Source organism: Methylobacterium sp. yr668 (assembly GCF_900116245.1).
Lineage (GTDB): Bacteria > Pseudomonadota > Alphaproteobacteria > Rhizobiales > Beijerinckiaceae > Methylobacterium.
In genome coordinates, this window is the sequence record NZ_FOZY01000007.1 from 16,669 (window position 1) to 36,963 (window position 20,295).

Here is a 20,295-nt window from a genome sequence, read left to right on the forward strand (position 1 = left end):
GTTAGGGTCAGCAAGGCTGGCTGTCGGCCCGGTGAGTCGCGCGCGTCAGGGGGCCACCCAGGACCCTCAAGGCCCGTCCAGGAAGCCGAGGAGCGCCGCGTTGAAGAGCGCCGGATCCTGGAGGAACGCGAAGTGGCTGGCATTGGGCAGGATCAGCAGCCCAGCCCCGGGAATCGTGGCAGCGAGGTACTCGGTGTGCGCGCGCTTGATACCCTCGTCGTGGTCGCCGTCCGCGATGAGTACCGGCGCGCGGATCCGCTTCAGATCGGCTTCGGTCCAGCGCGGCTGCCCGCCCCACATCCGGCCGACCGCGTCGACGAAGGCGGCGTAGTCCTTCGGGGTCGGCGAGAGGGCCTCGTACTCCTTGCCGGCCCGGTCGATGAAGGCGGCGAAGGTCGGGTTCGTCTCCACACCCTCGATCAGGCCCGACGGGTCGGCGTTGGCGCCGAACGCGAACACCTTGCCGACGCGGTCGGGATGGCGCATCGCCATGTCGAGACCGAGGATCGCGCCGTCGCTCCACCCGACGATGTCGGCGCGCGAGATCTTCAGCACGTCGAGCAGCCCGACCACGTCGTCGGTCATCAGGTCGTAGCCGAATGGCCGATCGTCCCGGGTGCTGCGGCCGTGCCCGCGGCTGTCCACGAGGATGACCGTGCGGCGGGCGGCGAGCGCCGCGACCTGGTGGCCCCAGTAATCGGAGTTCGACAGGCCGCCGTGCAGCAGGACGACCGGCGGACCGTTGCCGATCGTGGCGTAATACAGCCGGATGCCGTTGACAGCGGCGCAACCGGAAACCGTGCCGGCGACCGGCGCGGGGGTCGGCGGCAGGTCCTGCCAGCGCGGTCCGGCCCAGGCCGGGGCTCCGGCCAGCAGAAGCGTCAGGGTGATCGCAGTCCGAAGCATCGAGCACCTGTCGTCGTTGCCGGGGCCGGGCTGCCGGGGCGATCCGGTCCAGCGCGACCCGCCGCGACCGCGATCTGCGGTCGACCTGCGCGCGGACCGTGACCGGCTCGGATTACAGAACGATTTCAGGCCGTGGCCCGCGGGCGGCGAGCGCCGTCTCCGCCGGCGCCCGGGCGCCGAAGGCCGGCGCGCAGCACGGCGCTCGCGCGAGGAGCGGGGCCTCTAGAAGCGCGGGCTCGTGCGGCGGGGCCGGTCCGGCCGGGGCGCGGGGGCGGCTGGCGCATGTCGATGGCCGACCACGTCGCCGTTGCGGTAGGCCTCCTGGATGTTGCGTCGCGCGGCCCGCCCCGCCGTCCCACCGGGCTGCGTCACGGCCGAGTCTCCGGACGGGGCCAGGACGGTCTGCGCCGAGGCCGGTCCGATGCCGAGGAGAAGGAGGGCGACGCAGCCAGACAGACCCTTCATGGCCAGATCCCACTCACCCGATCGCGTTGCCAGACGGGCCAACCCGCAGTGCCGGCACGCGCGCGCCGCCCCGCCCAGCGCATCTACGTCCGTGCGGGCCATCGGTTCACGGGGGCTCGGCGGACGGGCTGCGTCGATCAGGCGGCCTTGCTACCGAGCCGGATCGCCTTGGCGATCTCTGACCGGCGCTCGGCGTAGCCCGGCGCGGTCATCGGGTAATCCTCCGGCAGCCCGTAGCGCGCGCGGTAGAGTTCCGGCGTCAACCCGTGCGCCGTGAGATGCCGCTTCATGGTCTTGTACGACCGGCCGTCGATGAAGCTGACGATGCCGTCCTGGCGGACCGAGCCGCGGATCTGAGCGGCGTCGGGCTGCTCGGGCGGCGCCTCGACGACCGCGGGCCGGTCGGTGAGCGCGGAGAGCGCGCCGTGCACGGTGAGCAGGAGCGGCGGTATGCTGGTGTGCGGCAGCGCGTTGTTCGACAGATAGGCGGTCACGACGCGCAGGGCCACGTCTCTGATGGTCGGCTCGAGCTGGTCCTGGTTCTTGCGCAAAGCGATCGATCCCTTCTTCGACCCTGCCGACACCTGTTATAGACCAGGAATACTCGGACATTATCGTCTGTCAATGCAGAATGACATGCTTGGCAAGTAACGAATTTTGAATGCAGAATTTCGATGCGACGCGCGCCGTCCGGTTGGTCAATGATATGGCCATGGTCCTGTCCGAGATTGGGAGAGCGCCGTCGGATTTTTCGGGTCGCGCCTGCCGGACAATTCGCCGGCGCGGTTCCGACGCTTCCACTTCGCAGATCTTCGTGATCCAATACGCTTCGAGCGCATCGCGAAGTCCCTTCATGGCCGCCACACGCCGCCCGTCCGTTCCGAGGTCGAGGGTCCGGAAGTCCCGCACCGTGCCTGGGGCGAGATGGGGACGCGCGATGCTGGCGGCGCTCCTCGGAGGCCTGCTCGCGGCGCCGTTCGCCCACGGACAGGGCGCCGACGATCTGGAGGCCGAGATGCGGGCGCGGGTCGCCGCGGCCTTCCCGGATGCGGGCCTCGTGAGATTCCGCAAGATCCGACCGATCCCCGCCGAGGCGGAGTCCGCCGTGGCGTTCTGCGGCCAGGTCAGCAGCGGCCCCGTCGGGCAGGGGCGGTCGGATTTCCAGGTGTTCCTGTACGATCGCACCGCGTCGGCCGAGACCGTCCGCATCCTCGGATCGGAATCCCTCAACGGCTACCGCGTCGGCCGGAAGCTGATCGGCGCCCTGCGGCGGGTCGGCTGCCTGTGAGGCGTGCGGCCGGGGTGGTCTGTCCCACACGTGACGAAAATGTGGCAGAAGCTTGACTATTGCTCCAAGGTCGGTTTATAGCTTGACCGTGGCGTTGCGGTTACACCCCCGAGTCCCATGGAGGTTCGGATGTGCGCGCGGAAGACCTTCTACATTTTCATCTCGGCCTCGGACGGGGAGCAGTTCTGCGCCGTCCGACAGGACCAGCCCATCCCGTCGCTCATCGACGGCGTCCGATGGATGTATGTCGGCTGCATCGATACGACCCGGGACAGGCCGTACGGATTCGACGTGGACGCGGCGCACGCGGCGATGCGGCACCGCGGCGTCTACTTCTACCGGCGCGAATTGATGTTCCGCCGGGCCAACTTCCTCCTCGAAGCCGCCTGATGGTGGCTGCCCCCGGACCGATCCTGGCCGGCGCCCTGGTGGTCGCCGGTCTCGGGTTCGCGTCCGCCGCCGAGGCGCAGGTGCCGAAGCGGGTCGGCACTTGCGCGGCGACCACCATCGCGCGGATCGGGACCCGGTTCAGCGACACGCTCGTGAAGCCGAAGGGCGACGGGATCGGGGACGGGACGAGCGTCGATCTCAAGAACGGCGTCTACGGCGTCTCCTACGCGTATGTCGAAGCGGTCGCGCGGTCGCGGGTCGGCGACCGGGTTATGACCTGCCTCGTACTTCTGCCGACGGGCTGCCCCAAGGGCGACGATCGCGGCAAGATGTACACGACGACCAACCTGCGCACGCTGGATTCCTGGACTTTGCCCGACTCCCAGCACATGTGCGGCGGGGCCTGATCGGGCGTCCGTGAACCCGCCCCCCGGAGGGGCGTGCTGCCTCAGGGGGCGGGATCCGGGCCTCGGTGAAGAGGAGAGGGATCCGTGTCGCTCAGGAACGCTCTTGCCGCCCTCGCACTGGCGGTGGCGGGCTCCGCGCCGGTCCCCGCCTGGGCGTGGGGCGTCCCCGGATGCATCAACCTTCCCGAGTACAACCGCGCCCTGGGCGCCCTGCAGGGCATGACGAGCGCCTGCGACATGAGCGTCGAGGAAGCCCGCCGGATCGTCGCCGCCCGTGACGGCGTCGCGCCCGGGCCCCCGGTCGCCGCCGCGGAGTCGCCGGCGGCGCCGCGGGTCGCGCCGCGGCACCGCAGGGCGCGGGCGCACCGGAGCGCGCGGCCGCGGCATCACCGCTGAGCCGGCCGACCGGCGCTCAGGTCCCGTCCTCCGGCGCCCCCGGGGGATCCGCGCGGGTGCGCGCCCAGTCCCGGTCGCGCTCCGCCTGCCGGGCGCGCTGCTCCGCCACGTAGGCCTCCTGGTCGGCGCGCTCCCGCTTCCGGCGGCGGTCGCCGGCGGCCGCGCTGCGCTTGCGCCACGTCTCCGTCTCGGCCTTCTGGCGCAGCAATTCCTCGACCGTGACGGGTGTCACCGGTTCCTTGGGTTGCGCCCAGGGATAGGACCGCCGGGGCGGGGGCGGGCGGGCCGCCCGATCGGCGGAGGCCTGCCCGCTCCGCCGGAGCGCCTCGGCCGCCGCCGCGAGGGTCAGCCCGGCACCCCGGGCGATGCGCTCGGCGGCCGCCCGGGCGGCCGCGCGCTCGCCCGCCGTGGCCCCCTGATCGGCGAGCGCGAGGCACTTCTCGAACCGGTCCCGGTCGGCGGGCGTCATGGGCGACGTCATGGGCAGCGTCTTATCGCCGAGTCGACCCGCCTGTCCCGTCGCACCGGATCCGTCGATCCGGTTTCGCGCCAGCCTCCGTGCCGGTCAGGCCGCCGCGGCCGCGCGTCTCGCCGGCCGTCCGGCGCCGCGACCCGCGCGGCTACGTCTGGGCGCGTCCGTTCCCGCCCGGACCGATCGCCGGCAGCCCGGCCCCGTCCGGCAGGCCGCCGAGCACCACGAGGATCCGTCCCAGGAGCACCCGCGAGTGCCGCGCACCGCTGCCGATGGCCGTGAGGTCCGGCCGGCCCGCGCGGGCCTCGTAGGCCGCGCGCAGCCGGTCGAGCTGCCGCCTGCGCGTCTCGGGATCGCTGGAACCCATGGCCCATCCTCCCGGCGGGCCCTGGCTCGCGGTGCGCCCCCGCGAGCGAGCCTTCGACCATCCCGAGTCGGGGAGTTGGAAAACCGTGTCTGAACGGTCCCTACGACCTTTAGCGCCGGAACGCCTGGACATACGCCGCAGGCTCCCCGACCGTGTGGCCAAGGATACGGGTGCCGTTGTGGTCGGCACCGACCATCAGACAGGGGGTTCCACGCCCCAGGGCCGCGCGTACGGCCCCGCTGGCCTTCTAGTCGCCTCTAGGAAGGAAATCCAGCCCGGCGTGCCGCGCCGCGCTCGAGTCGGCGGAAACCGCCGTCGATCAGGAGCGCCAGCGCGGACACGACGAGGCCGCCCTGCAGGACGTAGGCGGTGTTGCCGGTCAGCAGGCCGGAGATGATCACCTCGCCGAGGGTGCTGGCGGCGACCGTGGAGCCGATGGTCGCCGTCGCCAGCCCGATGATCGCGGCGAGGCGGATCCCCGACAGGATCATGGGCAGCGCCAGGGGCAGCTCGACGCGGACGAGTCGCTGCCGGTCGGTCAGCCCCATGCCGCGGGCGGCCTCCATCAGCGCCGGGTCGAGATCCTCGAGCCCGGTGAGCGCGGTCTCGAAGATCGGCAGGAGTCCGTAGAGGACGAGGGCGATCAGGGTCGGGACCGCGCCGAACCCGAGGATCGGCACGGCCAGGGCCAGGACCGCGACGGGTGGGAAGGTCTGCCCGATTCGGGCCACCGACCGGGCGAAGGGCAGCACGTCGCGGCTGGCCGGCCGCGTGGCCGCGACCGCGAGGCCGAGGGCGATCACGGCCGCGGTCACGGTCGCGGCGGCGACGAGCAGGAGGTGGTTGACGGCGAGCGTCAGCAGCGGCGTCTGGGCGTAGATCGGCGGCGTGTCGCCGGGGGCGAAGGGCCGGAACAGGCGCGCGAACCACCCCGGAGCGACCAGGAACGCCCCGAGCAGGGCGAGGAGCCCGGCCCGGGCGATCTGCGGGGCCCGGATCACGGCCGGGCGCCCCGCGCCTCGAGGGCCTCCCGCGTCACCCGGCCCAGGACGACGCCGTCGCGGCTGACCGGCAGGGCCGGGCGCCGGGACCACAGGCTCTCGGCGAGGGCCGCCCGCACCGTGGTTCCGGCCGGGATGGGCGGGCCCGGCGCCGGGCCGGGCTCGATCAGATCGTCCACGGCGCGCAGGGCCATGAGCTGGAAGGCCCGGTCGCCGCTGCCGAGGAGGGCGCCGACGAAGGCGGTGGCGGGCGCGCCGACGAGGTCCGCCGGCGCGGCCTCCTGCACGAGGCGCCCGCCATCCATCACGGCGACCCGGTCGCCGAGATGCAGGGCCTCGGTCATGTCGTGGGTCACCAGCACGATCGTGGTGCCGTAGCGCGCCTGGATCGCCAGAAGGTCCGCCTGCGCCCGCCCGCGGATGATCGGATCGAGGGCGCCGAAGGGCTCGTCCATGAGCAGGATCGGCGGCTCGGCCGCGAGCGCGCGGGCGACGCCGATCCGCTGCTGCTCGCCGCCGGAGAGCGCCGCCGGCAGGCGGTCCCGGTAGATCGCCGGATCGAGGTTGAACAGGCCGAGGAGCTCGTCGACCCGCGCGGCGATCCGCCGGCGGTCCCAGCCGACGAGTCTCGGCACCACCGCGATGTTCTCCGCGACCGTGCGGTGGGGGAACAGCCCGTGGCCCTGGATGGCGTAGCCGATCCCGCGCCGCAGCAGGTGCGGCGGCACCTCCCGGACGTCCCGGCCCGCGATCCGGATCGTCCCGGCGCTCGGCTCGATCAGGCGGTTGATCATCCGCAGCAGGGTGGTCTTGCCCGATCCCGAGGTGCCGACCACCGTCAGGATCGCCCCGGTCTCGACCCGCAGGGTGACGTCCGCCACCACCGTGCGCCCCTCGAAGACGCGGCTCACCCCGGCGAGGTCGATCATGGGATCCGCTCCGCCGCGCGGCCGCGGCTCAGGTCGATGACGGCGTCGAGCAGCACCGCGGCGCCGGTCGCCATGGCGACGGTCGGCAGCGCGCCGAGCAGGACGAGGTCGCCCGCGTTCTGGCTGATGCCCTGGAAGACGAACACGCCGAGGCCGCCGCCGCCCACGAGACCCGCGATCACCGCGAGGCCGATATTCTGGACGAGGACGATCCGGATCCCGGTCAGGATCGCCGGCAGGGCGAGGGGCAGGTCGACCTGGAACAGCCGCTGGCGCGCGGTCATGCCGACGCCCCGGGCGGCGTCGCGCACCGGCCAGGGCACCGCGTCGAGGCCCGCGACGGTCGCGGCGGCCACGGGCAGGAGCGCGTAGGCGAACAGCGCCACGAAGGCCGGCGCGGCGCCGATCCCCGCGATGCCGAGGGCGGCCGCACCCGGCACCTCCCGGCCGATCCAGGCCAGCGGCGCGATCAGCATGCCGAACAGCGCCATGGACGGGACGGTCTGCACGACGTTGAGGCCCGTGAGCAGGCCCGTCCGCGCGGGCGCGACCGGGCGGGCCAGCACGGCCGCCGGGATCCCGACCAGGGCGGCGGCCGCCACCGAGGCGAGGGCGAGGGCGGCGTGGGTCCGCAGCTCCCGGCCGAACGTGTCGGAGCGACTGGCATATTCCCGCAGGACCGAGAGGTTGTCCCAGAAGCCGGTGCGCAGGGCGAGCCCCGTCGCGGCGACCAGCAGGGCGAGCGCGGCGATCCGCAGGACCGGTCCCGGCCGCAGCCGCGCCAGCCCGTCGCCGGCCGCGAGGGCCGCCGTGACGAAGGCGAGCCACCAGCCCGCGTCCGGCGAGACCCGGCCGTACCGGTCGCCCGGCGCGGTCAGGTGATCGGCCGCCCAGCCGGCCGCGAGGCCGAGCAGCAGCAGGATCGCGGCGGCGGCGGCCAGCCGCAGGATCTGCGCCGACCGCAGGACCAGCGGCGGCAGCGCGAGGGCGACGACGCCCCCGAGGAGGAGCGCCGCGCCGGGGGGGAGCGCCGACCACGCCGTCAGCGCGGTGCCGGCCGCGATCCGGTTCGGCCGGGTCGTCATCAGCGGCAGGGCGAGCAGGCTCAGTGCCAGGACGGCCGCGAAGGCCGCGCCCAGCGGATCGACGCCCGGGCGAAACCGCCCGGTCGCGAGGGATTCCCCCATCCTCACGCTGCGGCGGCGCCCGGGGGCGCGACGATGGACGGAAATGCGGCGGGTCTCATGAGGCGGGTCACCGGCGTCGCGACGCTCTCGGGCGCCCCGCCGCGCATCCTTGCCGGCGGAGCCCCGGCTTGTCGACGCGGGATCCCGCGGGCCGCGGACGGCTCCGCCGGTGAGGGCGCGCCGCGCCGCGCTGTCCGCGCGGCCGGCTCACCGCACGAACCCGTTCCGCCGGAGGAAGTCCGCCGCGACCGCGGAGGCCGGCTCGCCGCCGATCTGGACCCGGCCGTTGAGATCCCGGAGCGTGGCCAGATCGAGCTTGCGGAAGATCGGGTCCAGCACCGCGGCGATCTCCGGATGGGCCTTGAGGACCGCGCCGCGGACCACCGGCGCCGGCTGGTAGACCGGCTGGACGCCCTTGTCGTCGTCCAGCATGACGAGGCGCGCGACCGCCATGCTCCCGTCGGTGCCGAACACCATGGCGGCGTTCGTGCCGGAGGTGCCCCGCGCCGCCGCCGCGATCGTCGCGGCCGTGTCGCCGCCGGCCAGGATGACGAGCTGGTCCGGCCGGAGGGTGAAGCCGTAGGCCCGGCCGAAGGCCGGCAGCGCCCCCGGGCTGGTCACGAATTCCGACGAGGCGGCGAGCCTGATCGCGCCTCCGCCCGCCACGTAGCGGCCGAAGTCGCTCATGGTCCTCAGGCCCGCGGCCCGCGCGACCTCCTCGCGCACCGCGATCGCCCAGGTGTTGTTGGCCGAGGCGGGCGTCAGCCAGACGAGGTCGTTGGCCGCGCGATCCAGGTCCCGGGCCGTGCGGTAGGCCGCCTCCGGGTCCTTCCAGACCGGGAGATCGGCCTTCCCGAAGAAGAACGCCGCGTTGCCGGTGTATTCGGGATAGATGTCGATCTGCCCCTCGATCAGGGCCTGGCGGACGATCGCGGTCGCGCCGAGCTGGATCTTGTCGACGGTCGGCAGGCCCCGGGCCTGGAGCGCCTGCAGGATGATGTTACCGAGCACCCCGCCCTCCGTGTCGAGCTTGGAGGCGACGACGATCCCGGCCGCCGGCGCGCCGGGCGTGGGCGCGCACTGGGCTGTCAGCAGCGCGAGCCCTGCCGCGACGAGCCCCGCCCGGATCCGCTTCACCATGGCCTCCGGCTCTGCCCCGCGCCCCGTCGGTCCGGTCGGGCGCCCGCCTTCCGACATCTAGGGCCGGTCCCGGTCAAGTTGAGGCGGAGGCGCGCCGAGCCTGTGCCGCACGGGAGAGGGGGCATGGCGCGACTGACTCCGCCCGAATCGTCGTCCGTCCAGACCGCTGCGACACGATCGGGAGCAGCTCTCGGGCCGGCGCCGCGGCGTGATTCGGTGCCCGAACCCGGTCGACAGCCGCGTCTCCCGAACCGGACCGCTCCGGCGTCGCGGGCCGCGCCCCCCCCCCCCCCCCCCCCCCCCCCCCCCCCCCCCCCCCCCCCCCCCCCCCCCCCCCCCCCCCCCCCCCCCCCCCCCCCCCCCCCCCCCCCCCCGAAGACCTGCGTGCCCGGCGAGTCCAACCGGGGCCGTATCAAATCAACACATTCCCGTTAATGTTGTTTAACCTTTACACGATCCTTCCGCGAACGATCCTGGCTTTGGCGATATAATCTTGAGTACATGCTTTGTGTCGAAAGGAGGGGGGATATGTCGTATTCGATTCTGGTTCGCGATCTCACCCGCGAGACCGACGGTACTCCCAAACTTCTGGCCTACGACATTCACGACCGCTCGGCGGCCGAGACTCTCGTGTCGGTGATCGCCACTTCGTACCAGGATCACGGTTTCAATCCAGCGACCCGCGTCCACTGGTTTCGCCACGCGGGCGGGCTGCGCGAGATCTTCACGTGGCCGCGGTCCTGACCGGCGGCGCGCGGGCTCAGGTGCCGCAGAAGGTCCGATAGCCGACGCCGCCGCCCGCGGGCGACTCCGCGAAGGCGGCGTGGTCCGGCTGGTCGTCGTAGGGGCGGGCCAGGACGGCGAGGAGCGTCGCGAACGGCGCGAAGTCGTCCCGCTCCACGGCGGCCTCGATCATCGCCTCGACCCGGTGGTTGCGCGGGATGAAGGCCGGGTTCTCCCGGCGCATCGCGGCGGCGGTCTCGCCCGGGTCGCGTGCCTCCTGCGCCAGCCGCGCGCGCCACGCGGCCGCCCAGGCATCGTAGCGCGTCGGGTCGACGAACAGGTCGCGCACGGCCGCGTCGGCCTCAGGCTGCGCCGCCGCGTCGCAGAGCCGGCGGAACGTCAGGGTGAAGTCGGCCTGGTTCTCGGCCATGCCCTTGAGGAGGTCGCCCGCCAGCTCGGCGTCGCCGTCGCGGGTCTCGGCGAGGCCGAGCTTGCGGGCGAGGCCGCCGTGATAGGCCGCCTCGAAGCGCGGCGCGTAGGTGGCCAGCGCTGCCTCGGCCTCGGCGACGGCGGCGTCCTCGCCCTCGGCGAGGAGCGGCAGCAGGGTCTCGGCGAGGCGGGTCAGGTTCCAGAGCGCGATCCGCGGCTGCTGGCCGTAGGCGTAGCGGCCGTTGCGGTCGATGGAGCTGTAGACCGTCCGGGGATCGTAGACGTCGAGGAACGCGCAGGGCCCGTAATCGATCGTCTCGCCCGCGACCGACATGTTGTCGGTGTTCATCACACCGTGGACGAAGCCGACGTGCAACCAGCGGGCGACGAGGGCCGCCTGGGCCGCGACGACGCCCTCCAGCAGCGCCCGGTAGGGATTGCCGGCCCCGGCCGCGTCCGGATGGTGCCGGGCGACGACGTGGTCGGCGAGCGCCCGCAGGCCCTCGACGTCGCCCCGCGCCGCGAAGAACTGGAAGGTGCCGACCCGGATGTGGCTCGCCGCCACGCGCGTGAGGACCGCGCCCGGCAGGAGCGTCTCGCGCACCACCGGCTCGCCGGTCGTCACGGCGGCGAGGGCCCGGGTGGTCGGTATGCCGAGCGCCGCCATGGCCTCGCTGACGAGGTACTCGCGCAGGACCGGGCCGAGCGCTGCCCGCCCGTCGCCCCGCCGGGAGAACGGCGTCGGGCCCGCGCCCTTCAGCTGGATGTCGCGGCGGCGCCCGTTCCGGTCGACGACCTCGCCGAGCAGGACCGCGCGGCCGTCGCCGAGCTGGGGCACGAACTGGCCGAACTGGTGCCCGGCATAGGCCGCGGCGATCGGGTCGGCGCCGTCCGGGACCGCGTTCCCCGCGAGCGCGGCGACGCCGTCCGGGCCGGCGAGCCAGTCCGGATCGAGACCGAGCTCCTCGGCGAGCGCGCGGTTCAGCCGGACGAGGCGCGGCGCCGCCACGGGCGTCGGCGGCCGGCGGGCGTAGAAGCGCTCCGGCAGGCGGGCGTAGCTGTTGTCGAAGGGGAGTGCCGTCATCGTCGGGATCTATGGAGCGCGGGGTCGGGGGGCAAGCGGGGCCGTCGGGGCCGCGGGATCCGGGCGGTGCCGTCAGCGCCCGTGGGCCTCTCGGACATCGACCGGAGCCGCGCGGCGGCGACGGAACCGCGGATCGTCCACCGGGTCCGGGTCATCGTCGCGCCTTCCCCGCTCCCTGGCCCATCCACCAGGCGGGGAAATGTTCGCGGCCCGACCCGTTCTCAGGCGTCGGCGGGCCGGATCGCTTCGAGCGCCTCGATCCTCCGGGTGGTGGGATCGCGCGCGGCGGGATCGGCCGTCGACCCGCGCCGCCGGGCGCGGCAGGCCAGGGCCGCGAGGGCCAGGAGACCGCCCGCCAGCACGTCCGGCAGGTAATGACCGCCCGACCCGACGGTCGCGACGATCACAGCGGCGTTCAGCAGGACGGCCAGGGGGCCGAGGAGCGGCACCGGCGCCAGCGCCCAGGCCGTGAGGATCGCGAGGCACACGTGGAAGGACGGGAAGGTCGCGAGGCCGCGCAGGTCGCCGAGGGCCAGGGTGTGCAGGCTGCCTGCCCGAAGCCGCGCCACCGGCTCCAGGTGCCAGAGCGCGCCGACCGTCTCCAGGGGCTCGGACGGGACGACCCGCGGGGCGTAGTGGGCGTAGGGGCCGAGGGCCGGCAGCAGGGCGGCGAGGACGATCACGCACAGCAGCGTCGCGGAAAACAGCCGGATGTAGGTCCAGAGCCGGCCGAGGCGGCGGGTCGCGCTCAGCGCGATCACCACGAGCCCGACCTGCGGGCCGCTCGAATGGTAGGCGAGCGCCAGCCACCACGACAGCGTCGGGTGCCGCGCCAGGAACGCCACGTGACCGGTCCAGTCGAAGCCGAGGGCGGTCTCGATGCGGGCCAGCGCGGGATCGACGAAGGGCAGCCCGATCCCGGCGGCGAGGAAGTGCAGGACCGCCACCGGCACGGTGAAGGCGATGAGGAACGCGCTCGCCAGGGCCATGCCGCGCAGGGGCGGGTCGGACTTCACCGTGCTCAGGCAGGCGGCGGCGCTCAGCAGGACGAGGACGGCGAGGCCCGCGAGCGCGAAGCCCAGGGGCGCGGCGGCGATCCCGGACGCCGCCATCCAGACGGCGTCGACCGCGACGATCGCCAGGGTCAGGGCCCAGAGACGCGGGTCCGGCGCGGCGATGCCGGTGCTGTGCCGGCGCAGCAGGTGCCACCAGGGACGTGCCGGGTTTCGAGCGCGGACGATGGGCGCGTGGCCGGCGTGAACGGCCCGGTCTGGACGCATGATCCGGCTCACCTCGCCCGACAGGGCCGATGCGCGGCCGGGACGAGGCTCGGCCGCGACGGGGATGTGGCCGCCGGCCGGGGGTGGCGACGGGCGGACAGGGTTGGGGGTGCGGGGGCGGACTCTACCGGCCGGTCGTCGGGGCGTCGCCCGTGGCCGGGGGCTTGCCGGTGCCGACCGCGCCCTCGGTCGGCGGCACGGCGGACGGGTGGGTGACGGCCTCCGTCGCGGTCTTGCCCGGGTCCTTCGTGTCGGCCGCCGGCTTCGGCGCGGTCTCGGCCGGTGGCGCCGCCCCGGGGCCGGGCCGATCCTGCGCCCGGGCCGCGGCCGGAAGGGCGGCCAGCGTGGCGGCGGCGAGGACGAGGGCGGGGATCGATCGGGTCAAGCGTGGCTCCGTCGCGCGGTCGGGCGTTCAACCGGCCCAACGGCTGGCCGCAGGGGTCGTTCCGACGCGCGCCGGTCCGGGACCGGCCGGGAGGTGACGGGTGGGTCCGGCGAGGCCGTACCCGGTCCCGTCATCTCAGGTCCTGGCGCGCGGGGCGCCGGCAGTGCGCGCCGGAGCGCGCGGCCGGGGCCTCACGCCTCCGCGGCGGCCTTCCGGGTCTTGCGGCCCTTGGGAGCCTTCGTGCCGGCGCCGGCCTCCGCCGCGACGGTCTCCGCGGGCTCGCTCCGCTTGGCGGCCGGGCCGCGGCGCTTGTGGCCGAGGCCGGCGTTGCGGGCGAATTCGGCGCGCATCGCCGAGTAGTTGGACGCGGTCGTCGGGTAGTCCGGCGGCAGCCCGTAGCGCTGCCGGTACTGCTCGATCGTCATGCCGTTGCCGGTGAGATGCCGCTTGAGCGTCTTGTACGGCTTGCCGTCGATGAAGCTGATCAGGGCGTCGGGCGTGATCGACTTCTTGATCTGCGCGGGCGTCGCCTTCTTGAATTCGGGCTCCGACGTGACCGTCGCGTGCCCGAGACCGGCCAGCGCGGCGTGCACGCCGGACAGCAGCGACGGGAGGTCGGGAACCGGAACGGAGTTGTTGGCGACATAAGCCGAAACAATATCGGCGGTCAGCTCGACGAAATCGATCGGGTCCTGATGCGGTGCAGGATTGCTATCTTCCATGGGCGCCTCTCACGTGTGAGTGATCCATGAACGTGCATTCGCTTCTCGACAGTCAAGTCCTTATCTGCACGAAGATAACCCATTATGCCTGTTATCTACCGAATGGAGTGGCGAATACCAACATAGATCAGTGGCGCATTTCGCGCCGGATCTTTCGCCCGCCGGCACCCCGATTGCCGGGTCCTCGGGCGCCTCCGGCCGCCACCGACCGGCCGGACCGGGCGGGGCTCTTCACAAAGCGTTAACCCTGACCGTGGTCACTGACAGGGTCGCTCCGGCTTTGGGGGTAAGAAGCCGAACGACAGGCGGGCCGAGCCCTGCCCCTCCATGCTCGGCCCGCGCCCTCGCGCCGCGGCGACGCTCAGGCGTTGGCCGCGGTCCCGATCGGCGTGGCGATCGCGCCCCGCGTCCCGGGCGGGATGACGGCCTGCAGGACCCGCGCGGGCCCGGCCGCGTAGTCGGCGCGGTAGCTGCGCTCGAGGGTCATCAGGGTGCGCATCGGCGCCTCGGCCAGGTCGAGCAGGCGGGCGTCGCGCCAGCGGAGCTTGGTGAGGCCGGTGCGGCTGAACCACCGCGGCCTCTCTTCCTCGACGAGCAGGACCAGCTTGCCCGTCCACGTCTTGCGGAACCAGAACCGTCCCGTGAGCTTGGCCGCGCCGAACATGCAGCACCTCGCGTGAGAGCCCCTTGAAAGCAACGCGGGTCAAGCTCGGCGGTTTCCGCGCGCGGCCCGTCGTCCGGCACCGGACCGGCGCCGCGGCCATGCGCCGGCGGCATGGGCGCGACGGCGGACACGGCTCAGCCGCAGGTGCGGTCGCCCAGATCGCGGCCGGCCAGGGTGGTGCCGGCCGTGGTGCCGCCGGCGAGGGCGCGGTCGGCCAGGATCGCGAGCGGGCGGCCGGCCAGGGCGCCGACGAGCCCGGCGGCGGCCTTGATCAGGAAGTCGTCGAACCGGCCGTGGCGGGTCCCGGTGAGGGTCTGGCCGGCTTCCAGGCCGCCGGCCAGGACGACGCTGCCCGCCAGGATCCAGAGCCAGTGCCGCGGGTAGGCCACCGTCATGAGCAGCCCGGCCAGTGCGTAGGCCGCGACGCGCTCGTAGCTGGGATTGGCCGTGACCACCGGGCGGAGGCCGATCGGCACCAGCGTGATCGCGGCGATCAGCGCCACCAGGATCCAGGCCGCGACCCGTATCAGGCCGTGCCACTGCGCGTTCGATCTCAGCATCGCGGAAACGTAACCTCGCGGCGACGGCGGCCGCGTACAACGATGGCGCGCCGCCCGACGTATCATAACGACGGCCGGGGACCGGAACATCTGATCATGCATGGTACTCTGGTCGTCGCGACCCTTCTCGCCTTCTCGGTGATGCCGGCCGCCATCGCGGCCAATCCGGTGCGGGACGTGCTCTGGGTGGCGCTGCAGGGCTGCGTGCTCGCCAAGAAGGCCGCGGGCCGGAGCTTTCCCTGCCTCGCGGTCGATCTCGGCGACGCGGCGCGCCCGGGAACGGCGGTGCTGCGGGCGCCGGGCCAGCCCACCCACACGGTGGTGATGCCCACCGACAGCGTCTCGGGCATCGAGGCCCCCGTGCTCCAGGGCCCGCGGGGAGCGGCCTACTGGCGGGCGGCGCTCGCGGCCCGGCACTACGTGTCGGACGCGCTGCAGGGTCGCCTGCCCCCCTCCGCGGTGGGCCTGGAGGTGAATTCCGCGGGCGGCCGCAGCCAGGATCAGCTGCACATCCACCTCGACTGCATGCGCCGGAGCGTCACGGCGGCCCTGAAGGCCCACGGCGACGCCGTCGGCGACAGCTGGGCCCCGTTCCCGGTGCCGCTGGCGGAGGTGTCCTACCTCGCCATGCGGGTCCCGGCGGACTCGGTCGCGGCGTTCAACCCGTTCGCCGCTCTGGCCCGCGTGCCGGGCTGGCAGGGCCACCTGCACGACGCGAGCTTCGCGGCGGTGGAGGCCGATCCCGGGGATCCGCGGGGCGGGATGATCCTGCTCGCCTATCGGGAGCCTGAGGCCAGTGCCGAGTACCTGATGGATCACGGCTGCCGGGTGGCCAGGCACGGCCGGGCCGGCTGACCGGCGGCCGAGCCCAGCCGAGCCGAGCCGCGGCACTGTTGCTGCTACGTTCTATCCCTCGGGGGCACGAATCGGGCATAGAGCGAGCATGCGCATGCCGGTGCTCAGCTTGTCCGCGATGCTCCTCCTGACCACCGGACCTGCGGTTGCGGGGCCGGCCGCCGGACCCACCGATCCGGCCGAGCTGGAGCGCGCGTGGCACCGCTGCCTGCGGGACGCCACGGGGCATCAGCCGACGGGGCAGAGCCGCGCCGGCGACGAGCGCAACGCCCTCGACGAGTGCAAGGCCCGCGAGGATGCCCTGGTGGCGGCCCTGATGTCCGGCGCGCGCCCGGCGGACGCTCGCACCGGCACGGTGTGGTCACGGACCTGGGCGGCGTTCGTGGAGCCGCTCACCGCGTGGCTCGGCGCGCTGCGGCGCTGAGCGCGTCGCGGTCTCCGCGCCGATCGTGCCGGGTGACGTGCCGGGTGATACGGCGTCAGGCGCCGCCGATGCCGGTCGTCACCGTGCCGCTGCCACGGCATTCGGAGCACTGCGCGTCGGCGACCTTGCCGGTGCCGCCGCAGGTCCGGCACAGGTTCTCGCCGGTGCCCGGCGTTCCGGGCGGGGCCTCGTCCCCGGGTTTGCGCGGATCCGCCTCGGCCATCGTCAGCCCTCTCCGGACGCCCGTTCCTGACCGGAAAACCGTGTCGGTCCGGCGCTGTTCCCGGTCGCATGCGTCGTCGAGGCTCGGGGCCGTCCGCGGCGTCGCACCGCGCACGGCCCGGCGAACCGCGGCCCGCGCGGGCCGTTGGCCGGCCATGAGCGATCAGACATCCAAGCCGCACCCGGATCCCGTCACCGAGGCGCGCCGGCGCGAGATGGCGACCGAGCATCTCCTGTTCGGGACGATGCGGTTCCTGACGCGGCAGAACCCTGACCTGCTGGACGAACTCGAGGGCAGCCTCGTCCACCTGTGGGATACAGTCGAGGGCGAAGCGCGGGACGATGAGGCCGTGCGGACCATCGCCCGGCGCATGCTCAAGGGGCTGCGGGCCGAGCGATGATCGGCCCGGCCCGGCTCACCGCTGGGCGGCGTCGGTCACCTTGATGGTCGGGATCATCGCCACGGCCTGCGCGGTCACGCGGTCGAACGTCTCCCCGGTCAGGCCCCGCTCCGTCGCGAGCTTCCGGATCCGGTCCGCGTGCTGCGAGAGGGTCAGGCCGAAATAGGTCTTCTCTGCCGCCTGTTCGACAGACTCGTTTGCCACGTGTTCACTCCTGTTCATGGTCGGTGAGGCGCGCTGATTTGGGCCAGAGCGGCCGGGGCTTCAACCCCCGGCCGCGACCACCGCACCCCGGTCATGAATCGCGGTCATGGCCGGGACGCCGTAGGCGCGCGGTCTTACCGACGCCCTGCAGCCGTCGGCCCGCCGCTATCAGCGGTTGCAGCCAATGCAGATGCCGCGGGTGATCGCGTCGTTGCGCTCCTCGACGGCGTCGCGGCGCTCGATGCTGCCGGTCTCGTTCGGGCCGAGGGCGCCGGGATTGGGCACCGTCTGGCCGGTTGCGGCGGTATGGGGCGCCTTGGCGGTGGTGGCGGGCCCGCCGCCGGTGCCCGTCTGGCTCACCGGGTCGGCCCAGGCAGTGACAGAGGCCAGGGTCAGGGCGGCGGCCATGGCGAGAGTCGCGGATCTGCGCATGTGAAGCTCCCAGCACTGCGTGCGTCGGTCTGTGCGAAACTGACGCACGCGCGCGCGAGAAGTTCCCGCCTCCGCGCGCGATCGGCACCCCGGCGCGAGTCGTTCGGCGGCTGAATGCGGCCGTTCACCTTCGGGCGTAACGGCTAAGCCATTTTGAGAACTGTCTTCGCTTCCGAATTCGGGAATCGTGGTGCTGTAACATTCGGAGGCGTACGTCATGAACCCGACCGTCAAGGCCGTGCTGCTGAACGAGCGGGCCTCTGTGCTCTCGGCGATCGCGGCGCGTCAGGGCACCGTCTCCGACCTCCTCGTGCAGATCAACGGCGTCGAGAACGATATCTGGCGGCTGCGCCACCGCCTCATCGATATCGAGGCGTACCTGGTCGGGCATCGCGTCGAGCTGCCGGATCTCGGCGAAGGGCAGACGGAGAGTGCGGACGGGACGGAGGTTATCGTTCCGCGCAATGCGCCGCCGCAGGCACCGACCCGGTCGGTCGAGGTGATCGGCCTGCCGACCTGCAAGCCCCTCGGCGATTTCGTCCGGCCGAAGACGTCCGCGCGGAAGGCCCAGGCGGCCGCCGGGCCCCGCCAGGTCGAGACCGCCTGAGGTAGTCCGGGGATCACGCCCATGCACCGCATCCGCCTGGCCCTTCGGCGGAGGGCCCCCGTGCCGCCGGCGACGGCGCTGCCCGAGAGCCTGACCCGCTACGTGTCGCCGCCGGCTCCCGAGGTCGGCTTGATCACCGCGCCGCTCCGGGACATCGGCATGGCGCTGCTCGTCGGTGTCGTCGTCGCGCTCGTCGGCGGCCGGATTCTCGAAGCCTGGTAGCCGGTCCTGACTGTGTCCCGGCCATGGCCTATGAGGATCGGTGAGGATCCCGAGGGGGTGGACGGATGGGCAACGGCGACGGCAGCGGCGCGCCGAGCGCGAAGATCGCGGAGGTTCAGCGCCTGGCCACGGCGCTCGCGGCGCGCGTGCGCTACGCGCAGCTGGTAGGCCGCCCGGTCTACGAGGCGCAGATCTCCGCGCTGGTCGGCGCGGCCCGCCTGATGGATGAGGAGAGGGCCCCCTGGCCGCCGATGGTGGAGGAGGTGCTGACCGAGCTCGCCCGCGCGATCGAGGGGACCGAACCCGCCGCGGAAGGCGAGGCGGACGATTCTGGGGGAGACCCGGCGAAGGACGCGCCCGGACAGCCCTGAGCGCACCGCTCCCGTCGCCACACCCCCGTCGCCACCCTTGTACCGGTCATCGTGCGATCGCGCCGGGACTCCGGCCGGGATCGCCCGGAGATGGGCCGCGCCTGTCGCGAGCTCTCAGCCAGATGGCGGCATCCAGCATGACGACGGGCGCCACCGCCAGGGCCGCGGCCAGGGTGCGGTTGCGCCGCGGGTTCGAGGGCGTGGCGCGGGCCGCCAGCAGGCCGGCATCGAGGAGATCCCCGCCCAACCGCAGGCCGAGATGCCGCTCCGGCTCGGCGGCAGCCAGGATCGCCGCGCCCGAGGCGATCTCGCGCAGGCCGTAGAGCTGGATCAGGCCCTCGTGGCCGTCGAGGCCGGTCGCCGCGGCGACGCGCCGGGGCGCGAAGGTCTCGGCGAGGCCGAGCCCGATCCCGAACCAAGCCAGCCCGCGGGCCATCTGCCTGTCATCCATCTGCGATCCTGCCCCGCGCGGCCACCGGTCCATGGTTGGCCAACCGGGCGGTCCCGGCCGTGTTCCGGACCGCCGCGAGGCCGGAACTTCGGGGCGAAGGGGTGATTGATCAGTGTGCCGGCACGGAGATCCGCGCCGCCGCCGCGGTGCGACGATCGCCTCCGGTCGCACGCCCTCAACCCGCTCGCGTCGTGAAGGCGATGGCCGCATGATCCTGAGCCTGCAGGCCGTGCAGGTCGCGACCGGCAGCGACGATGCCGAGAGTCAGCTCGTCTTCGCCGACGGGTTCCTGGTCGCGATCCTGGTCCGTCTCTCGGCGCAGCACGGGGCCGATGCCGGGAAGTGGTTCCTCGAAGCCGGGTTCGGCCCGATCGATCCCCTCGGGCCGCCGCTGTTCGCGGACCTGCCGGCGGCCCGGGCCTGGATCATGCGGCAGCTGATCGCCGCGGCCTGACGGCGGCGACGGCGAAACTCGGGGTGATCCTCGGGGTGATCCTCAGGACGGCGTCCCGAGCCAGCGGAGCGAGCGTCTCAGCCGGACCGCACCGTCCGCGGCGAACCAGAGTCCGTGCGCGAACACGACCCGTTCCGGCGCCAAGCCGACGAGATCCGCGGCCGCCCGCGCGGCGTCGCGCCGCCGGAGCCTGATCACGAGGCGCAGGTAGGGCGGCGGCTCGCCGTGCGGCGGCGTCATGCGGGCGAGGCGCAGGAGCGGACGCAGCAGCGCCGGCATCTTCGCCGGCTCCAGGTTGAGGACGAGGTCGGTCAGGATCAGCGTGCGGCTCGCGCCGTGGAAGAATGCGACTTCCCGGAAGCCGAACCCGCCGGGCACGACGACCTGGCGCAGGTCCGCCGCCCAGTCGGGCGGCGGCGCATCCTCCAGAACCCGGTCGACGCGCAGGCCGGCGCGGCGGACCTGGCGACGCTCGCGGAGGTTGGGGGCTGCCCAGGTCAGGGCCTCCGGACACTGGGTCTGCCAGTCCTTCAGGAAGGTCCAGTGGGCGATGTTGGGCGCGACCAGGTGGCGGATCGGTCCGAGCGCGGCGATCGCGCGGTGCAGGCCCGCGTCGTAGCGCGTGGGGGAGTGCAGCCAGACCGATCCGTCCCCGAGACGGACGACGGTCATCCGGACGGGCAGGGGGATGCCGAGGGCGCGGAGCGGCCCGCTGTCGACGATCCAGACGCCCTCAGCCACTGGCTTGAGCACGTCGAGGGGTGGATAGGTCGCGTCCGGCAAATCCCGCTCTCTTCCTCGGCCGCGGGGCGTCACGCGCCCGCTCCCGTGCAACGGCGGGGCCGCGGCGGGTTTCC

33 protein-coding genes are annotated in these 20,295 nt (G+C 73.5%); 12 read left to right on the forward strand and 21 right to left on the reverse strand.

The window, feature by feature from the left end:
* Nucleotides 1-66: 66 nt before the first annotated feature.
* From BM419_RS10680 to BM419_RS31910, 4 genes are all read right to left on the reverse strand, one after another.
* Complete coding sequence (locus tag BM419_RS10680) at nt 67-906, reverse strand: alpha/beta fold hydrolase (RefSeq protein WP_091926409.1); 840 nt, start codon at nt 904-906, stop codon at nt 67-69.
* A 222-nt stretch (nt 907-1,128) separates the two neighbouring features.
* Nucleotides 1,129-1,371: a hypothetical protein gene (locus BM419_RS10685; protein WP_091676038.1), complete on the reverse strand. Its 243-nt coding sequence runs from the start codon at nt 1,369-1,371 to the stop codon at nt 1,129-1,131.
* 137 nt (nt 1,372-1,508) lie between these two features.
* A complete protein-coding gene (locus tag BM419_RS10690) occupies nt 1,509-1,922 on the reverse strand; it encodes a Ros/MucR family transcriptional regulator (protein WP_091676041.1) in 414 nt (137 codons plus the stop codon).
* A 70-nt stretch (nt 1,923-1,992) separates the two neighbouring features.
* Nucleotides 1,993-2,235 (reverse strand): hypothetical protein, encoded by a 243-nt coding sequence (locus tag BM419_RS31910; RefSeq protein ID WP_139257060.1) that lies wholly within the window; start codon nt 2,233-2,235, stop codon nt 1,993-1,995.
* A gap of 73 nt (nt 2,236-2,308) precedes the next feature.
* Here BM419_RS31910 and BM419_RS10695 point away from each other — a divergent pair, with 73 nt between their 5' ends.
* From BM419_RS10695 to BM419_RS10710, 4 genes are all read left to right on the forward strand, one after another.
* The gene (locus BM419_RS10695) at nt 2,309-2,659 is read left to right on the forward strand and encodes a hypothetical protein (protein WP_056522867.1); all 351 of its coding nucleotides are present in this window, start codon (nt 2,309-2,311) and stop codon (nt 2,657-2,659) included.
* A 129-nt stretch (nt 2,660-2,788) separates the two neighbouring features.
* Entirely contained in the window at nt 2,789-3,049 is a 261-nt protein-coding gene (locus BM419_RS10700) for a hypothetical protein (RefSeq protein ID WP_056523187.1), read from the forward strand.
* Nucleotides 3,049-3,456, forward strand: coding sequence for a hypothetical protein (locus BM419_RS10705; RefSeq protein ID WP_091926410.1), 408 nt, complete (start codon nt 3,049-3,051; stop codon nt 3,454-3,456). Before BM419_RS10700 ends, BM419_RS10705 begins: the two co-directional genes overlap by 1 nt.
* A gap of 84 nt (nt 3,457-3,540) precedes the next feature.
* Nucleotides 3,541-3,852, forward strand: coding sequence for a hypothetical protein (locus BM419_RS10710; protein WP_091926411.1), 312 nt, complete (start codon nt 3,541-3,543; stop codon nt 3,850-3,852).
* A gap of 16 nt (nt 3,853-3,868) precedes the next feature.
* On the opposite strand, the gene BM419_RS10715 is transcribed toward BM419_RS10710, so the two are convergent.
* The 6 genes from BM419_RS10715 to BM419_RS10740 form a co-directional block, all read right to left on the reverse strand.
* On the reverse strand, nt 3,869-4,333 hold the full coding sequence (locus BM419_RS10715; RefSeq protein ID WP_244540749.1) for a hypothetical protein: 465 nt from the start codon (nt 4,331-4,333) through the stop codon (nt 3,869-3,871).
* A gap of 139 nt (nt 4,334-4,472) precedes the next feature.
* Complete coding sequence (locus BM419_RS10720) at nt 4,473-4,691, reverse strand: hypothetical protein (protein ID WP_020090998.1); 219 nt, start codon at nt 4,689-4,691, stop codon at nt 4,473-4,475.
* Between the two features lie 257 nt (nt 4,692-4,948).
* A complete protein-coding gene (locus tag BM419_RS10725; RefSeq protein WP_091926568.1) occupies nt 4,949-5,689 on the reverse strand; it encodes an ABC transporter permease in 741 nt (246 codons plus the stop codon).
* Complete coding sequence (locus tag BM419_RS10730) at nt 5,689-6,621, reverse strand: ABC transporter ATP-binding protein (RefSeq protein WP_091926412.1); 933 nt, start codon at nt 6,619-6,621, stop codon at nt 5,689-5,691. Before BM419_RS10730 ends, BM419_RS10725 begins: the two co-directional genes overlap by 1 nt.
* Complete coding sequence (locus BM419_RS10735) at nt 6,618-7,808, reverse strand: ABC transporter permease (RefSeq protein WP_091926413.1); 1,191 nt, start codon at nt 7,806-7,808, stop codon at nt 6,618-6,620. Before BM419_RS10735 ends, BM419_RS10730 begins: the two co-directional genes overlap by 4 nt.
* A gap of 207 nt (nt 7,809-8,015) precedes the next feature.
* Nucleotides 8,016-8,948 carry a glycine betaine ABC transporter substrate-binding protein OsmF gene (locus BM419_RS10740; protein WP_091926414.1) on the reverse strand — a complete coding sequence of 311 codons (933 nt, stop codon included), beginning with the start codon at nt 8,946-8,948 and terminating at the stop codon, nt 8,016-8,018.
* A gap of 528 nt (nt 8,949-9,476) precedes the next feature.
* Between BM419_RS10740 and BM419_RS10745 the strand changes: the two genes are divergently transcribed.
* Nucleotides 9,477-9,692, forward strand: a complete 216-nt coding sequence (locus BM419_RS10745) for a hypothetical protein (RefSeq protein WP_056522883.1) — start codon at nt 9,477-9,479, stop codon at nt 9,690-9,692.
* 16 nt (nt 9,693-9,708) lie between these two features.
* On the opposite strand, the gene BM419_RS10750 is transcribed toward BM419_RS10745, so the two are convergent.
* The 6 genes from BM419_RS10750 to BM419_RS10775 all read right to left on the reverse strand — a co-directional run bounded on the left by BM419_RS10750 (nt 9,709) and on the right by BM419_RS10775 (nt 14,795).
* A complete protein-coding gene (locus tag BM419_RS10750) occupies nt 9,709-11,184 on the reverse strand; it encodes a protein adenylyltransferase SelO (RefSeq protein ID WP_091926415.1) in 1,476 nt (491 codons plus the stop codon).
* Between the two features lie 221 nt (nt 11,185-11,405).
* Entirely contained in the window at nt 11,406-12,464 is a 1,059-nt protein-coding gene (locus BM419_RS10755; protein ID WP_091926416.1) for a phosphatase PAP2 family protein, read from the reverse strand.
* Nucleotides 12,465-12,588: 124 nt separating this feature from the next.
* Nucleotides 12,589-12,849, reverse strand: coding sequence for a hypothetical protein (locus BM419_RS10760; RefSeq protein WP_020090990.1), 261 nt, complete (start codon nt 12,847-12,849; stop codon nt 12,589-12,591).
* Between the two features lie 191 nt (nt 12,850-13,040).
* Nucleotides 13,041-13,571: a Ros/MucR family transcriptional regulator gene (locus BM419_RS10765; RefSeq protein WP_020090989.1), complete on the reverse strand. Its 531-nt coding sequence runs from the start codon at nt 13,569-13,571 to the stop codon at nt 13,041-13,043.
* A gap of 361 nt (nt 13,572-13,932) precedes the next feature.
* The gene (locus BM419_RS10770) at nt 13,933-14,235 is read right to left on the reverse strand and encodes a hypothetical protein (protein ID WP_020090988.1); all 303 of its coding nucleotides are present in this window, start codon (nt 14,233-14,235) and stop codon (nt 13,933-13,935) included.
* A 134-nt stretch (nt 14,236-14,369) separates the two neighbouring features.
* Nucleotides 14,370-14,795 (reverse strand): hypothetical protein, encoded by a 426-nt coding sequence (locus tag BM419_RS10775; protein ID WP_091926417.1) that lies wholly within the window; start codon nt 14,793-14,795, stop codon nt 14,370-14,372.
* A 96-nt stretch (nt 14,796-14,891) separates the two neighbouring features.
* Between BM419_RS10775 and BM419_RS10780 the strand changes: the two genes are divergently transcribed.
* Together BM419_RS10780 and BM419_RS10785 are read left to right on the forward strand one after the other, a co-directional pair.
* On the forward strand, nt 14,892-15,650 hold the full coding sequence (locus tag BM419_RS10780) for a CDP-diacylglycerol diphosphatase (RefSeq protein ID WP_091926418.1): 759 nt from the start codon (nt 14,892-14,894) through the stop codon (nt 15,648-15,650).
* A gap of 94 nt (nt 15,651-15,744) precedes the next feature.
* A complete protein-coding gene (locus BM419_RS10785; RefSeq protein ID WP_244540750.1) occupies nt 15,745-16,074 on the forward strand; it encodes a hypothetical protein in 330 nt (109 codons plus the stop codon).
* 55 nt (nt 16,075-16,129) lie between these two features.
* On the opposite strand, the gene BM419_RS32345 is transcribed toward BM419_RS10785, so the two are convergent.
* Complete coding sequence (locus BM419_RS32345; protein WP_165923156.1) at nt 16,130-16,297, reverse strand: hypothetical protein; 168 nt, start codon at nt 16,295-16,297, stop codon at nt 16,130-16,132.
* Nucleotides 16,298-16,451: 154 nt separating this feature from the next.
* On the opposite strand from BM419_RS32345, the gene BM419_RS10790 reads away from it, so the two are divergent.
* Nucleotides 16,452-16,697, forward strand: coding sequence for a hypothetical protein (locus BM419_RS10790; RefSeq protein ID WP_175556296.1), 246 nt, complete (start codon nt 16,452-16,454; stop codon nt 16,695-16,697).
* 15 nt (nt 16,698-16,712) lie between these two features.
* Here the strand turns inward: BM419_RS10790 and BM419_RS10795 are convergent, their stop codons facing one another.
* Complete coding sequence (locus tag BM419_RS10795) at nt 16,713-16,901, reverse strand: hypothetical protein (RefSeq protein WP_020090982.1); 189 nt, start codon at nt 16,899-16,901, stop codon at nt 16,713-16,715.
* Nucleotides 16,902-17,069: 168 nt separating this feature from the next.
* Nucleotides 17,070-17,333, reverse strand: coding sequence for a hypothetical protein (locus BM419_RS10800; protein ID WP_026604594.1), 264 nt, complete (start codon nt 17,331-17,333; stop codon nt 17,070-17,072).
* Between the two features lie 217 nt (nt 17,334-17,550).
* On the opposite strand from BM419_RS10800, the gene BM419_RS10805 reads away from it, so the two are divergent.
* The 3 genes from BM419_RS10805 (at nt 17,551) to BM419_RS10815 (ending at nt 18,533) form a co-directional block, all read left to right on the forward strand.
* On the forward strand, nt 17,551-17,940 hold the full coding sequence (locus tag BM419_RS10805) for a hypothetical protein (RefSeq protein ID WP_091926420.1): 390 nt from the start codon (nt 17,551-17,553) through the stop codon (nt 17,938-17,940).
* Nucleotides 17,941-17,961: 21 nt separating this feature from the next.
* On the forward strand, nt 17,962-18,162 hold the full coding sequence (locus tag BM419_RS10810) for a hypothetical protein (RefSeq protein WP_091926421.1): 201 nt from the start codon (nt 17,962-17,964) through the stop codon (nt 18,160-18,162).
* A gap of 65 nt (nt 18,163-18,227) precedes the next feature.
* Nucleotides 18,228-18,533, forward strand: coding sequence for a hypothetical protein (locus BM419_RS10815; RefSeq protein ID WP_091676078.1), 306 nt, complete (start codon nt 18,228-18,230; stop codon nt 18,531-18,533).
* Between the two features lie 46 nt (nt 18,534-18,579).
* Here BM419_RS10815 and BM419_RS10820 read toward each other — a convergent pair whose 3' ends face one another.
* The gene (locus BM419_RS10820) at nt 18,580-18,984 is read right to left on the reverse strand and encodes a hypothetical protein (RefSeq protein ID WP_091926422.1); all 405 of its coding nucleotides are present in this window, start codon (nt 18,982-18,984) and stop codon (nt 18,580-18,582) included.
* Between the two features lie 208 nt (nt 18,985-19,192).
* On the opposite strand from BM419_RS10820, the gene BM419_RS10825 reads away from it, so the two are divergent.
* A complete protein-coding gene (locus BM419_RS10825; RefSeq protein ID WP_091676084.1) occupies nt 19,193-19,438 on the forward strand; it encodes a hypothetical protein in 246 nt (81 codons plus the stop codon).
* Nucleotides 19,439-19,480: 42 nt separating this feature from the next.
* Here the strand turns inward: BM419_RS10825 and BM419_RS10830 are convergent, their stop codons facing one another.
* Entirely contained in the window at nt 19,481-20,221 is a 741-nt protein-coding gene (locus tag BM419_RS10830) for a DUF4336 domain-containing protein (protein WP_091926423.1), read from the reverse strand.
* Nucleotides 20,222-20,295: the final 74 nt, after the last annotated feature.